The organism is Geodermatophilus sp. SYSU D01180, assembly GCF_054050415.1.
On sequence record NZ_JBJGZH010000015.1, the window covers coordinates 18,081 to 31,828 of the forward strand.

Here is a 13,748-nt window from a genome sequence, read left to right on the forward strand (position 1 = left end):
TGCCCACTCCCGTGGGCAGAGCACGAGCACGCGTCAGGCGACCCGCGCCGTCCCGGCGATGGCGTCGAACATCTCGGTGAGCTCGTCGAGGTAGACGAGCGAGAGCGTCTCGAAGTGCAGGACGGCGACCCGCTCGGCGTCCAGGGGGACGACGTACCGGACCTCGGCCGCGTACGGCGCGACGCCCTCGCTGTCGATCAGCTCGGTGGCGTGCCGGAAGGCGGCCGAGCGGAGACCTCGGCCGACCGGGAGGTCGACCGGCGTGGTCTCGCGCTCCAGACCCGGGTGCAGCCCCGTCTCGGCGAGCACGCGCACCTCGGCCTCGCCGTCGACGGTCCGGTCGCGGCCCAGGACCCCGACGGCACAGAAGGCCTGCACGGTGTGCCCGACCTCCGGGATCTGCACGACGAGCGAGGCGAAGCTGTCTACCCCGCCGCTGTGCAGCAGCGGCAGGAGCGCGTCCAGGTACGCCTGCGCGGCCGCGCGGCCCTCGGGGCCGAGGTCGACCGCTACGCCGGAGCCGAGCAACTCCGCCTGCTCACGGCCGGTTGAGGACACTACGGCCCAGGGGCGGGGGAACGTAATCTGGAGGCTGCTCACGGGTTACTCCTGCTCGATGCCGGGAGCTCGATCTCCAGCTCGGGACCGTCGGGACCGTCCAGCAGGTCCACCGCCGCCCCGACCCCGAGCTTGACGCCCTGCTCGCTGGCCCACTTGGCCGGGGCCTCGATCGCCTCACGGGTGAACTGGTCCAACGCCTGATCGCTCATGGCGCGGTTGATGTCGTCGCGTGGCACGCCCGGTGTCAGGCCGGGCAGGGAGTTGCCGGGGTGGACCCGACCTGTCCCGAGGAGGCTCTGGAGGCCCTGGACGTTGGGCAGGTCGGAGAGGCTCACGGTGGTGTTCGTGCCGTCGGGGTTGCGTCCTGCCAAGCTCCGGCTGATGTTCTTCAGCGGCCCGGCAACCCGGGTCTCGTTGAGCTCGTCCAATCCCTCGCGTAGCAACCGTGAGCCGCCGTAGGTGACGCCCTTGCCGACCACGTAGGCGCCCACGGCTGTCGCCCCACCGGCCACGCCGCCCTCCACGAAGCCGTGCCCGACCTTGCCGAAGTCCTCGGCACCACCGAGCCATTCTCCGACCTTGGTAAGCCTGTTGGCCGAGGCGATCCTGGCGGCAGCGAGAGTGTCGTCACCAGCGGCCGCGAGCTTGGCGGCGGAGCCGAGGTTCCGGGCGGCGCCGGCGGCCGTGGCGCCGGCGGCGAGGCCGATGAACTTCACCCCAAGGTCGAGGACGTTTGCGCCGCTGAAGCCCTCGTCGGATGCAGCGACCTTGGCCACGCTCAGGACGAAGGCGGCCCCCCCGAGGGCGAGGGCGGCGACGGTGAAGGCGGGCGCGAACGGCGGGAAGACCATCGCGGCGAAGGAGAGCACCGACTGGATGCCCTCGAGGCGGCGGATCCACCTTTCGGCGTTCTCGTCGAGCCAGACGTTCGCGTCGGTCCACTGCCGCTCCCACCAGCCGGGGAGGTGGGCGGCCTGCTCCGCCGCCTGCAGGTCGCGGACAGCGTTGCCGACGGCACCGGCCACGCGCCCGGCGATGTCCTGAGCCCGGCGGACGGCCCGTCGCAGTCGCTCCTCGGCGTCCTCGATGGCCCGCTCGTGCCGCCGGACGGTGTCCTCGGCAGCGCGGACGTCGGCCGAGAGCCGGTTGAGCCGGGACTGGGCCGACGTGAGCGGTTGCTGCATCGCCGCGGCCTGCGCCGGGTCGACCGCACAGGCGCGCTGGGACTGCAGGGCGGTCAAGTCCCGGCTGGCGCCGCGCTTGCGGCCGCGCAGTGACTCGAGCTCGTTCTCCGCGGCGTCACGCCGCTGCCGGGCCTGCCGCCGGTCGGCGTCCGCCTGATCGGCCTGGCGCAGGACACCGTCCGCCTCGAACCGCAGGTCCTCGAGCTCGTCGCCGAACCGGCGCAGCGCGGCGGCCGCCTTCCGGTGCGAGTCGGAGACCTCCCGCAGCCGGTCGGGGAGGTCGTCGATGTCGGCGCGGAACGCGTCTGCGGCCGAGCCACGCCACACCGACGGGTCCAGCCGGCCAGCACTCTGGCTGAACACGTGGCGCGCATCGCCCGCCAGCTCGGCGACCTGCGCCATGGCGGAGGCCGCCGAGCGGACGGCGTCGGGTGAGCCGGGGGCGGGATGGCCCCCGACCAGCTCCCATCCCATGTCAGCAGCCTCCTGCGGCCTGGCCCTGCGCCTGCCGCTGCGCGTCCTCGACCTGCTGGTAGTTGCCGGCGGCCTCGGTCAGGCGCTTGCCCGTGCTCTCCAGGCGAGCACGCAGCTGGTCCGCCTGCCACTGCCAGTTCTCCACGAACGAGTGCGCGGCGTCGGCCAACCGGGGACTGCCGAAGTCGTGCGTCCGCACGCCCTGCGTGACCGTCCGGACCTCGGACAGCTTCTCGGCGAGATCGGTCAGGCCGCGGGCGAGGCCCTGTAGGACGACGGGGTCGACGGTGAACTTGTCGGACACGGGTGGGAGATCTCCGTCAGGAGGTCAGGAGCCCTGCATGAGCCGGGCGTTGGCCGACTCCATGTCCGCGGCGTTGTTCGCGGCCTGGTTGAGCAGCTGGCTGAGGCCCTCGAGGCTGGCCTTGAGCCGCTTGGCGGAGTCGTGCCACTCGACCCACAGCTGCTGGAAGCCCTGGCCGGCGGCGCCGACGAACGCCTGCTGGAGCGGCTCGATGCGGGCGCTCAGGGAGCTGAGCTCGGCGTCCACCGAGGCGGCCCCCGAGGCGAGGTCGCGGCTGGCGGTGCCCAGCGTCGCCGGGTCGTAGGTGAAGCTCCCCGCGGAACGGGTCATGGTGACGGTTCTCCCCTGTGACAGCCGAGGCCCGTTGCGCTCGGCGGTCAGATGGTGGCAGCGAGTAGCCACCAGGTCGAGTACCCCTGCGGATGAGTTGCGGTCCCGTCCGGTGTCGCCGGCAGGGGCGTCCCCGGCCCGGGACGCGGCCCATCTCGCTCCGTCGGGCGAGGTGACCGGCCTGCGCTCAAGTCCGGCCGGTCGTTGCCGAGAACTCGTGCGATACCAGCCTGCCGCACCGGACGAACGGTGCGCGGGGACTTCCAGGAGGACGACGGATGACGGGGACCTACTGCAGTCACTGCGGTGCGCAACGGATGCCCGGGGCGAGCTTCTGCGCCTCGTGTGGTGGAGCCGTGGCCGCGCCCCCGGTGGAGCAGCAGCCTGCTCAGGCGGGGACGGGATGGGCCCCTGCCGCTCCGCCGGTGGCCCAGCCGGCTCCGGTGCCGCCCGCCCACTCGACCCAGCAGCAGCCGGTCGCCGGTGCGTGGACTCCGACGGCTCCCGGTGCGCCGCAGCAGTTCCCGGCCGCGCCGTGGGGAGCGCAGGCCACCGGCGCGCCGTCCCAGCCGGCTGCCGCTCCATGGGGGGCGCAGGCCACCGGCGCGCCGTCCCAGCCGGCTGCCGCTCCATGGGGGGCGCAGGCCACCGGTGCGCCCCAGCACCCCTCCGTCCCGTGGGGGACGCCGCCCGCCGGGGCGCCCCAGCAGCCCGCGGCCCCCCGTCGCAACCTCGTCGACGCCCTGCTCACCGGGGACTGGGGAGGTGCCGCGCGTGCGGGTGGACTCGGGGTGGCCGCGATGCTCGCCGTCTCGCTCGTCGGTGTCCTGCTGGCCACCGGGGGCGGTGTCGGGTTCCGGGAGACGGTCGCGCTGGTCTTCGCCGCGGTCTGCCTCGCCGTGGGCGGTGACGCGTTCACCGAGTCCGGTGTCGACTCGTTCACGACGTCGGCGTCGGCCGGTCTGCTGCCGCTGACCGTCACCTTCGCGGGCCTCGGCGTCCTCGCCTGGCAGTCCGTCCGTCAGTTGCGGCGCGGCGCCGGTGCGACCTCGTCCGACGCTCTCCTCCAGGGCGTGCGCACTGCCCTGGTGTTCACCGCCTGCTTCCTGCCGCTGGCGCTGTTCACCCGGTACGACGCCGAGGGCGAGTTCTTCGACGTCACCGGTGTCCTCGGCCGGGTGGGCGTCGGCGTGCTCAGCACGGTGATCGGTGCTCTGCTGTTCGCGGTCGCGACGCTCGGCCTGACGTGGCTGTTCTCTCGCGCGACCGTCCTGTCCGGCCGGTTCGGCGTGATCCGTGACGCCGCGCGCGCTCCGCTCGTCGGCGCCCTCGCGGTCTTCGTCGTCGGCGTGCTGGCCGTGCTGGTGGCCCTGGTCTACGCCCTCGTCGAGGGGGACGAGCCGGCGCTGACCCTGGGGGTCACCGTGCTCGCCGCCGGCAACGGTGCGCTCGCCAGCGTGCTCCTGGCCGCCGGTGTGCCGCTGAACGCCGAGGGCGGCGCGACCGGCGGTCCGCTGGGGGAGATCGCACCCAGCGGCTCGCAGAAGGTCGACCTGTTCACCTTCACCGACGCCAGTGCGTGGTCCTGGCTGGCGCCGGTGGTCCTGCTGGCCGCCACGGTCCTCGTGGCCGTCGCGCTGGCCGTGCGGCAGAACACCGTCGAGGACGCCCGCCGTGAGGGTGTCCGCTTCGCCGGCGCCCTGGCGGTCGTCGCCTTCGCGGCGGGCCTGCTGCTGCGCATCGCCTTCGACACCGAGGCGGGCGAGTTCTCGGTCGAGGGCGGCGCCTCGGTGACGTTCAACCCGTTGATGGCCGCCTTCGTGCTCGGTCTCTGGGGCCTGGTCACCGGCCTGCTCGCCCCGGTCGTGGCCGCGAAGGTGCCCAGCGGCTTCGTGCTCGGGGTGCGGCGCCGGTTCGGCGCGGCACCCCAGCCGGCGCAGCCGCCGGTCGCCTGACCGGGGTGCCGGTGGTGCGTCGCCAGAAGGGCTGCGCGCTGTCGGCGCTGGCGGTGCTGACCGCGGCCGTGCTGCCCTGGAGCAGCACGGCCGCGGCCGGCCGCAGTGGCTGGGGCACGGCGTCGCTCGCGCTCGCTCTGGGCGAGGCGCTGCATCGGCCGCTGCTGACGGCGCTCGCCTGCGTCTGGTTCACCGTGCCGCTCGCGTCGGCCGGGGCGCTCCTCGCCTGCGTCCTGCTGCCCCGCCGGAGCGCAGTGGTGGCGCTGCACACCGCCGGTGTGCTGGTCGTACTCGTGGTCCTCACCGTGCTGATCGCTCTGCACGTGGTCGGTCTGGACGTCGTCCTGCCCGGCCCCATCCTCGCTCTGGCCGGAGGCGCCGCCCTCGTGGCGCTCCCCGCCCGGCCCACTCCTGACCTGCTCAGGCGGCGCGACGGCGCCGCAGTGAAAGGACTCCGGTCATGACCTTCTGCCCAGCGTGCGGGACCCGGCTCCGGGACGGCGCCCGCTTCTGCGAGAGCTGCGGTGCCCCCGTGGCGGCCACCGCCCCGGTACCGGTCGCTGTCGGCGTCCCCGCGTCGCCGGCGGCTGCCGAGGTACCCGCACCGCCGCCGGCCGGGCAGGCGACGGGCGTGCCGTCGTCGGCAGGGCAGCCGGCGGTCCTGCCGCCGCCGGTCGGGCACGCGCCCGTCGGTCCCTCGCCCGCCGGTCCCTCGCCCGCCGCGCCGCGGAAGAGCCGCCGGGGCCTGCTGGTCGGCGCCGGTGGGGTGGCGGCCCTCGGTGTACTGGGTGCCGTCGGCTACGTCGTCGTCGACCAGCTGACCGGTGCCGGCGGCGCGGACTCCCCGGAGGCCGCCGTCCTCGAGCTCTCGGCTGCCGCGAGTGCGGAGGACGCCGCCACGGCACTCAGCCTGCTGCCCCCGGGTGAGGTGGGTCCGCTGGTCGAGCTGTACGAGGACGTCGAGGCGAAGGCCACCAGCACCGGGGTGGCTGCCGAGGCCGACCCGCTCGCGGGCTTCGACCTGCGACTCGACGACGTGCGGGTGCAGGTCGAGGAGCTCGGCGAGGACGTCGCCGCGGTGACGGTCACCGGCGGCACGGTCTCGTGGACCGTCGATCCCGGCCAGATGCAGGGCGCGCTGCGCATCGACGCCGACGGTGACGTGCGCGAGGGTGCGGAGGGTTCGGCCGACCTGGTCGAGGTCACGACCGAGGCCACTGACGGTGCCCCGCTGCGCATCATGACCGTGCAGCGCGACGGCGACTGGTACGTGAGCCCCACCTACACGCTGCTCGAGGCCTGGCGTACGAGCCAGGGGCTGCCCGCCCCCGACTTCACGCAGGAGCTCGACCTCGCCGACACCGGAGCCGACTCGGCGGAAGCGGCCGTCCAGCAGGCCGCCCAGGCAGCTGCGTCCTACGACGTCGACGGGCTGCTCGACCTGCTCAGCCCCGACGAGGCCGCCGCGCTGTACCAGTACCGCGACGCCGTCGTGACCGCCCTGCACCGTGACGGCGCGCTGGCCGAACTGCAGTCCGAGGGCCAGCTGGAGATCACCTCGGTCGACGCCGTGGCCGGCGAGGAGGTCGGTGACCACACGCCGGTGACCGTGCGCTCGGCATCGGGTGGCGTCTACGACGACGACGGCGACTACACGTCCTGGACGCTCGACCGGACCTGCGTGAGCTGGAACGAGGACGGCGACACCGACGGCGCCTGCCTGGACGAGGTCTTCGCCGACGAGGGCCTGGCCCCGGAGACCGCCGCAGGCCTCGACGCGCTGACCGTCCTCACCCAGGAGGTCGACGGTCGCTGGTACCTCAGCCCGCTGGCGACCCTGGTCGCCGACGTCCGTCAGGCCGTCTCCGACATGGACGCCGATGCCGTGGCGACCGTGCTCGGGGTGCCGCAGTTCGGCGGGGTCGACGGCCGGCTGGAGGACGGCGCCACGGTCGACGGCACGGCGGCCTGGAACCAGCCCGCGCTGTACGAGATCGACGTGCCGGCCGGGAGCGTGGTCTCGACCTGCGTCGAGGGTGACGCCTACGCGTCCCTCTACGGCCCGGAAGGCCGGCCCGCCGGCGAGGGCGCAGGCCTGGCCACGGAGGGTGGTGTCCACCGCGTCGTCGTGGTCGGCACCGGTGACGAGCCCGAGGGCTTCACCCTCCGCCCGGTGCTGTCCTCCGTCGAGCAGGTCACGCTGCCGGCGGTCGTGGAGCCCACCGGCGAGGACGCGTGCGGCTGGCGGGTGCTCGAGTTCCAGGCGACCGCAGGGGAGCCGCTGCTGTTCAGCACGGAGGGCGGGAGCGGCGTGGAGGTCACCACGCCGGGTGGCGAGACGGTCTGGGCGACCGGTTTCGTCCCGGAGGAGAGCGGCGCCCACCGCGTGACCGTCCCGGCCGACCAGCCGATCGGCATCGAGCCCCTCACGGCTGCGCTCGCCATCGGCGGGTCGGCGGTCGTGTCGGAGGACGAGACGGGGTCCGCGTTGCAGTACGTCCTCCTGCGGGAGGGCGAGTCCGCGCAGATCGACGTCCAGGGGGTGGGCACGACCGTCCCGTCCGTCGAGCTCTACACGGCGGACTACGACTACGTGGACGAGGACTCCCCGTACTACTACTCCGACCAGACCTCGACGGTGTACGCCGACGAGCCGGGGCTCTACCTGCTCGACATGCGGGACATCGGCTACTACGGCGGCGTCGGCACCTTCCAGGTGACGATCGGCGCGTACTGATGCCGACGTCCCGGTCACGGGCGGGCACGGAGGAGGGGACGACGCAGTGACGAACGAGGTCGCGGACGGGGCGTCGCGGAAGCGGGCGGCGCCGTGGGTGGTGGCGGCGACGCACACCCCGCCACCACCCACGGCCGCCGCACCCTCCGCACCGGCGCCCCCCACCCTCCCCGTCCCGCCGCCGCCGGGCCCCCCGCCCGCCGGCCCGGCACCCGTGGGACGTCCCGTCCCGCACGGCGCAGGCGGCGGTCCGGCCCGCCGGGTCGTCGCTGCGGTGGCCGGCGTCCTCCTCGTCGCGGGAGCGGCCGGGGCGACCTGGTACCTGACCCGCGGCGGGGAGACCGCGCCGGCGACGCCGTCGGCGGCGTACGGAGCCCCGGCCTCGGCGTCCGCCGGCGGAGAAGAGGACGGGGCCGGCAGCAGCGCGGCGGCGTCCGTCCCGGCGCGCCCGTCCAGCGCCGCGACGACGAGCGTCGCGCCGAGCACCTCCGCCACCCCGAGCACCTCCGCCACCCCGAGTGCGTCCGCCGCGTCGGGCGCGCCCGCCGTCCTGACCGAGGACCAGGCCCTGGCCCAACTGCAGGCACTGCGTGCGCAGTCCCTGGGGCGGGTCTCCCTCGACGGCCGGTGGGTGGCGCAGGTGGCCAGCAAGGCGGTCGGCATCACCGATCCGCTGCAGGTGGCGGCCAACGGGACGCACACCTTCTACGCGCGCGACATCCTCGCCGAGAGCCGGGACGCCACCCTCCGGGCGTCGGGTCCCGCAGCGGTGTACGTGCTGGCCAGCACCGACTTCGGCAAGCGGTCCCACTGGACCGACGGCCGGCCGTTCTGGGTGACGGTCGTCGACGAGGGGTTCAGCAGCAGCGACGAGGTCGAGACCTGGTGCGCCGGGGCCTTCCCGACCCTGACCCCTGAACAGCTGGCCAACACCTGCGCGGCCCGGACCCTGAGCCCGCCGCACGACTGAGACGAGGACACCGATGGCCGACCGAACCGAAGGGGGCGCCGCTCCGGCACCCTGGTTGCGTACGGACGCCCCGGCCGCCGCGCCGGCCACACCGCCTCCGTGGGGCGGTCCGGCGTCGGCGGACCCGGCGCCGCGGAGTGGCCCCGGCCAGGGGACGACGTCGTGGGCGCCGGACGGCGGGGTGATCGGCAGCCCGGGACCGGAGCCTCGGCGCGGTCGCGGCCTGCCCTGGGTGCTGGGGGTCGCGACCGCCGGCGTCCTCGCGGTCGGTGGCTACCTCGTCGTCGACCGGACCGGCAGCGGCGGGTCCGGGACCGAGGCGTCGGAGGAGTCCGCGACCTTCGGCGCACCGGGGTCCACCGCCTCGACGTCCGCTGCTCCGCTCGACGCGGCGGACGGGGACCCGTCACCGCCGGGCGAGCGCAGTGACGAGCCGCAGCCGACGAGTCCGCCCGGCCCCCTGCAGCCGGTCGCCGTGGCGGCCACCTGCCAGGCCGCGCCCGGCATCGACGCGGCGGGCGACCCCGTCACCTACGAGCCGGCGCTGACGCTCGACGGCGTCCCCGCGACGGCCTGGCGCTGCCCGGGATCCGCGGTCGGGGCGAGGTTGACCTTCGACTTCGGCCACGAGGTGTCGCTCGCTTCGGTGGGGCTCGTGCCCGGCTACGCCAAGGTCGACCCGGCGGACGGCACGAACCGGTTCACCGAGAACCGCACGGTCACGGCTGTGACCTGGAGCTTCGACGACGGCACGTCGTTCGTGCAGCGCATCGACGCGCCCCGGGCGAGCCTGGCCGTGAGCGACCTGCCGGCTCCGGTGAGCTCCACCCGTGTCGTCCTGCAGGTCACCGGCACGGGCAACGACACGGCGCTCCGCGACTTCACCGCGATCAGCGACGTCGCCTTCAGCGGCCAGGACTGAGGTACGCGGTGACCGCACCGGCGAGCGCGTCGGCCAGGCGGGCCCGGCCGTCCGCGCCGGTGAGGAGGGCCGCGTCGCCGGCATTCCGGAGGTTGCCCGCCTCGAGCATGACAGCGGGCACTTCCGACCGGTTGAGCGTGCCCAGGTCGGTGCGCTCGTCGAGGCCGTCGACGCCGGTGTAGGTGGCCGGCGGGAGCCCGGCACCGACCAGCGCGTCGCGGACGGCGACGGCGGCCAGTCGGCTCTCGGTGGCGATGTCGTCGGTGTGGCCGGGGAGCTCGCCCGGCGTGATGACGTGGAAACCGTGCGCCTGGGCGGCCGCGCCGTCGGCGTGCAGGGAGAGCAGCAGGTCGGCGCCGGCACGGTTGGCGATCGCCGCGCGCTCGTCGATGCACGGCCCCCACCCGGCGTCGGCGTCACGCGTGAGCAGGACGTGCGCGCCGGCGACCTCGAGTCGCCGACGTACCTCGAGGGCGAGTTCCCAGTTGATCGTGGACTCGGGGACGCCCGCATCCGTCGCCGTCCCGGTGGTGTTGCACGCCTTGGCGAAGCCGCCGGCGTCGACCTGCCGGTTGACCTCCACCGGGTGGCTGCCGTTGTCACGGTTGTGCCCGGGGTCGAGCACGACGGTGCGGCCGGCGAGCGGGAGGGGCGGCGGCGTGCTGACCGCTGGAGCCGAGGGGCTCGCCGCGGACGAGGGCGGACTCGCCACGGACGACGGCACGCTCACCGCAGCCGTCTCCGACCCGGCTGCGCCGTCCGCCCCGGGCAGCAGCGCGGACGCCACCCAGGAGCCCAGTCCGGCGAGGACGGCGACGGGTACGGCGATGACCACGGCGCGTCCCCGGCCGCGGTGCCGTGCTCCGGATCTGCCGCGGGAACGGCCTGCCATCACGACTCCTCCGCGTCCTGCGCCCCGCGGACCCTAGCAACGCGGCGCCGGAGCCCGACGCCGAACCGCCGGGTGGCTGCGGGCAGCGCGGACGGAGCCACGCCGACCGATCCGCAGGCCGGCCCGTGTCCCCTGCCGGTGCGCAGGAGGGTGCTATGCGCCGCGGAGGTGCTCGGCGTAGGTCCGCGGCGGGCGGCCGAGCAGCGCGGTGAGCACCCGCGGGCTGCCGGTGAACCCGTGCGCGCGGTACTCGGTGAACATCGTCGTCAGGCAGCGGCGGGCGTAGGAGCCGTCGTCCTCGGGCGGGGCGACGTCGACGGCGGTGACCTCCCGGCCGAGGTGCTCGCCCACGAGCCGGGCGACGTCGGGCGCGGTCAGCTCCTCGGGGCCGGCCGCCTCGAACGTGCCGCTGTCCAGGCCGTCCCCGGTGAGCAGCACGGCGGCGGCCTCGGCGACATCGCGCAGGTCGACGAACGACTGCGCCCGCTCCAGGCCCCACGGGCTGCGCAGCTCGCCGGTCTCCGCCGCGGCGGCCACCTGCGCGTCGAGGTTGTCGGCGTAGGCGCACGGCTGCAGCACCCGCCAGCGGGCACCGGTGCCGGCGACGGCGCCGTCGAGTGCCTCCTCGACGCGGTCCTTGGCGGCGTGGTGCGGAATCGACCGGACCTGCGGCCGGAGCACCGAGTGGTAGACCAGCCGCGCCGCCCCGGCCCGCGCGGCGGCGCGCAGCACGGCGGGCGCGCCGTCGGCCTCGCGCGGGTCGAAGTTGGGCCAGACCAGGTACAGGGCGTCGGCGCCGGCGAGCGCGGGCGCGGGGTCCCCGGCGAGGTCGGCGGCGACGACCTCCGCGCCCAGCGCCTCGAGCTCCGGCCGCGGCCGCGGGGTGGCGACGACGGCGCGCACCCGCTGGCCGCGCGCCCGCAGCGCCCGGACGACCGCGGTGCCGGTGGGTCCGCCCGCGGCGGTCACGACGATCACCGGGCCGACCCCAGAGCGCCAGAGTGGGGCGTGGCCGGGTCCGGGGGGACGGCATCGGGCACGTCGTTGGGGCCGGCGACGGCGGGCCGGGGCCGGTCCTGCGGGTGGAGGCGGACGGCGACCAGCGCGACGTCGTCGTCCGGGTGGCCGTCGACCATGTGCTCGACGAGCAGGTCGCACAGCTCCTGCAGCGGCCGGTCGCCGAGCGCCGCCAGCGCGGCGGTGAGCCGGGCGGTGCCGGCGTCGAGGTCGGCGTCGCGCCGCTCGACCAGGCCGTCGGTGTAGAGCAGCACGGTCGCGCCGCGGTCGAGCTCGACGACGGACTCGGTCCGCGGCCGCTCCGGGTCCACGCCGAGCAGCACCTCGGCCCGTTCGGGCGCCAGCACGCGCACCTCGCCGTCGGCCGTGAGCACGATGGGCGGGGTGTGCCCGGCGTTGGACCAGCGCAGCCGGGTGGTGCCGCCCTCCACCTCCCCGGGCGTCTGCTCCAGGCGGGCGACGGCGGCGGTGACGAGGGTGCCGAACCGCAGCAGCTCCATCGCGCGGTCCAGGTCGCGCAGCACCGCGGCCGGCCCGGCGCCGGTGGCGACGGCGATGCCGCGGACCAGGCTGCGCAGCTGGCCCATCGTCGCGGCCGCGGCGGCGTCGTGGCCGGCGACGTCGCCGATGACCAGCGTGGTGGCGCCGTCGGCCTGCAGGAACGCGTCGTACCAGTCGCCGCCGACGGCGGCCGCCTCGGCGGCGGGGAAGTACCGGACGACGATCTCGGCATGGTCCGGCTCGGGCGGCGCGGTGAGCATCGAGCGCTGGAGCTGCAGGGCCAGGTGCCGCTGGGCGCCGTAGAGGCGGGCGTTGTCGAGGGCCATCCCGAGTCGCTCGGCGACGTCACGGAGGGTGGCGACCTCGTCCGCGGTCGGGACGCGGCCGTCGGTGTAGAGCAGCGAGAGCAGGCCCAGGGTGTGGCCGCGGCCCCGCAGGGGCAGGGCCGCCGCCGCGCTGGGCGCCAGCCGGGACAGCAGCCTGTGCGGCTCGCCGGCCGGGGTGGTGGCGAGGGCCTCCTCGCCGGACAGCAGGAGCGGCTCGCCGGTGCTGAGCGTCCGGCTCACCGCGGGGAGGCTGGTCAGCGCGGCCGCGCGGGAGCGGGCGTAGTCCTGCAGCAGCTCCCGCGACGCCTCGTCGGCGTGCCAGGAGCTCACGCCGCGGATGTGGCCGTGCTCGTCGAGGACGCTGACGATGCACGCGTCGGCGAGTGCGGGGACGACCATCCGGGGCACCTGCCCGGTGGCGACCTCGGCGTCCATCGACCCGGCCAGCTCGGTGCTGATGCGGGCCACGGTGAGCGTCCGCTCGGCGGCGCGGCGGAGCTCCTCCTGCGCGCGGACCCGGTCGGTGACCTCGATGAAGTAGACCGACAGGCCCTCCGCGGTCGGCCAGGCGCGCAGCTCGTACCAGCCGTCGAGCGGGGCGGGGTAGTAGGCGTCGAAGGACACCGGCCGGCGGGTCTCCACCGCGCGGCGGTAGCTCTCCTCGAACACCGAGCTGACGGCGGCGGGGAAGGCCGCCCAGATGTCCTCGCCGAGCAGGTCCTCGCGGCGGCGGCCCAGCAGCCGCTCGGCCTCGGCGTTGACGTGCGTGAAGCGCCAGTCGGGGCTCAGCGAGTAGAAGCCGGCGGGCATGGCCTCGAGGACCTGGGTGACGCCGAGGGACTCGCCGCGCTGGTCGGTGACGTCGTAGGCGGCGCCGAGCAGCCGGGTGGCCGTCCCGTCGACGCCGCACAGCGCGCGGCCCTGGGCGGAGATCCAGCGGACGGCGCCGCCGGGCAGGGAGATGCGGTAGAGCGCGCTGAAGTCCCCGCACCCGTCGACGGCGGCCTGCAGCGCGGCCATGACCTCGTCGCGGTCGTCCGGGTGCAGGCGGGCGGAGAAGCCCCCGATGCTGCGGTCGAAGGTCGTGCCGTCGTACCCGAACAGCGCCACGAGGCGCTCGTCCCAGTCGAGGACGCCGGTGTCCAGGTCCCAGTCGAAGGTGCCGATGCCGGCGGCCTGCATCGCCAGTTCGCCGCGCAGGGCCGAGGCGATCTCGTCGAGCTGCCGCTGCTCCGGAGCGCTGCCGAGCCGCCCGGTCCCGCCTGGGTCCCCCACTGCCGCCTTCCCGGTCGTGTCCCCGCGTGCACGGGCGATCCCGTCCCGGTGGTTGGAGACGCGCTCCGCATCATGTGTACCCGGCCTATCCTGTTGCGAGCAACGCGTCCGGTGGAGATCACGGGGGACGCGTTCGGCGCGCGTCGCCACCAGGTGTGTCGCCATGTGCTCTGCGGGTAGCCATCCCGCGGGGGCCACGGGGGCCGTCCGTCGGCTGGGGGAGACGTGCCGTGGTGGGTGTGGGCGCTGGTGGTGTGGGCCGTCCTCGCGGTCGCCGTCGCGCTGGTCGTCGGACGGGTC

General features: G+C 75.4%; 12 protein-coding genes and 1 pseudogene. 6 read left to right on the forward strand and 7 right to left on the reverse strand.

What is annotated here, in order from left to right; all coding sequences use genetic code 11:
* Nucleotides 1–33 precede the first annotated feature (33 nt).
* From ACI8AA_RS14660 to ACI8AA_RS14675, 4 genes are all read right to left on the reverse strand, one after another.
* Nucleotides 34–528 (reverse strand): hypothetical protein, encoded by a 495-nt coding sequence (locus ACI8AA_RS14660; RefSeq protein ID WP_457045137.1) that lies wholly within the window; start codon nt 526–528, stop codon nt 34–36.
* A 68-nt stretch (nt 529–596) separates the two neighbouring features.
* The gene (locus tag ACI8AA_RS14665) at nt 597–2,219 is read right to left on the reverse strand and encodes a hypothetical protein (protein WP_457045138.1); all 1,623 of its coding nucleotides are present in this window, start codon (nt 2,217–2,219) and stop codon (nt 597–599) included.
* Nucleotide 2,220: 1 nt separating this feature from the next.
* On the reverse strand, nt 2,221–2,523 hold the full coding sequence (locus ACI8AA_RS14670) for a type VII secretion target (RefSeq protein WP_457045139.1): 303 nt from the start codon (nt 2,521–2,523) through the stop codon (nt 2,221–2,223).
* 24 nt (nt 2,524–2,547) lie between these two features.
* A complete protein-coding gene (locus ACI8AA_RS14675; RefSeq protein ID WP_457045140.1) occupies nt 2,548–2,853 on the reverse strand; it encodes a WXG100 family type VII secretion target in 306 nt (101 codons plus the stop codon).
* A 317-nt stretch (nt 2,854–3,170) separates the two neighbouring features.
* Between ACI8AA_RS14675 and ACI8AA_RS14680 the strand changes: the two genes are divergently transcribed.
* The 6 genes and pseudogenes from ACI8AA_RS14680 (at nt 3,171) to ACI8AA_RS14705 (ending at nt 9,437) form a co-directional block, all read left to right on the forward strand.
* Nucleotides 3,171–4,808, forward strand: a complete 1,638-nt coding sequence (locus tag ACI8AA_RS14680; RefSeq protein WP_457045141.1) for a streptophobe family protein — start codon at nt 3,171–3,173, stop codon at nt 4,806–4,808.
* A 5-nt stretch (nt 4,809–4,813) separates the two neighbouring features.
* A complete protein-coding gene (locus ACI8AA_RS14685; protein WP_457045142.1) occupies nt 4,814–5,272 on the forward strand; it encodes a hypothetical protein in 459 nt (152 codons plus the stop codon).
* Nucleotides 5,269–5,337, forward strand: a pseudogene (locus ACI8AA_RS14690) (zinc-ribbon domain-containing protein); the annotation flags it as partial. The gene ACI8AA_RS14685 and the pseudogene ACI8AA_RS14690, both read left to right, overlap by 4 nt.
* A gap of 102 nt (nt 5,338–5,439) precedes the next feature.
* On the forward strand, nt 5,440–7,545 hold the full coding sequence (locus ACI8AA_RS14695; RefSeq protein ID WP_457045223.1) for a hypothetical protein: 2,106 nt from the start codon (nt 5,440–5,442) through the stop codon (nt 7,543–7,545).
* Between the two features lie 274 nt (nt 7,546–7,819).
* Entirely contained in the window at nt 7,820–8,515 is a 696-nt protein-coding gene (locus ACI8AA_RS14700) for a hypothetical protein (RefSeq protein WP_457045143.1), read from the forward strand.
* Nucleotides 8,516–8,747: 232 nt separating this feature from the next.
* The gene (locus ACI8AA_RS14705; protein ID WP_457045144.1) at nt 8,748–9,437 is read left to right on the forward strand and encodes an NADase-type glycan-binding domain-containing protein; all 690 of its coding nucleotides are present in this window, start codon (nt 8,748–8,750) and stop codon (nt 9,435–9,437) included.
* Here the strand turns inward: ACI8AA_RS14705 and ACI8AA_RS14710 are convergent.
* The 3 genes from ACI8AA_RS14710 to ACI8AA_RS14720 form a co-directional block, all read right to left on the reverse strand.
* Nucleotides 9,421–10,272, reverse strand: a complete 852-nt coding sequence (locus ACI8AA_RS14710) for an N-acetylmuramoyl-L-alanine amidase (RefSeq protein WP_457045145.1) — start codon at nt 10,270–10,272, stop codon at nt 9,421–9,423. The genes ACI8AA_RS14705 and ACI8AA_RS14710 overlap by 17 nt on opposite strands.
* Nucleotides 10,273–10,482: 210 nt before the next feature.
* Complete coding sequence (locus ACI8AA_RS14715; RefSeq protein WP_457045146.1) at nt 10,483–11,307, reverse strand: SDR family oxidoreductase; 825 nt, start codon at nt 11,305–11,307, stop codon at nt 10,483–10,485.
* Nucleotides 11,304–13,448: a SpoIIE family protein phosphatase gene (locus ACI8AA_RS14720; protein WP_457045147.1), complete on the reverse strand. Its 2,145-nt coding sequence runs from the start codon at nt 13,446–13,448 to the stop codon at nt 11,304–11,306. Before ACI8AA_RS14720 ends, ACI8AA_RS14715 begins: the two co-directional genes overlap by 4 nt.
* Nucleotides 13,449–13,748 lie beyond the last annotated feature (300 nt).

Coding starts and splice junctions, on each gene's coding strand:
- ACI8AA_RS14665 (WP_457045138.1), bottom strand. CDS start 2,219: ATGGGATGGGAGCTGGTCGGGGGCCATCCCGCCCCCGGCTCACCCGAC.
- ACI8AA_RS14675 (WP_457045140.1), bottom strand. CDS start 2,853: ATGACCCGTTCCGCGGGGAGCTTCACCTACGACCCGGCGACGCTGGGC.
- ACI8AA_RS14680 (WP_457045141.1), top strand. CDS start 3,171: ATGCCCGGGGCGAGCTTCTGCGCCTCGTGTGGTGGAGCCGTGGCCGCG.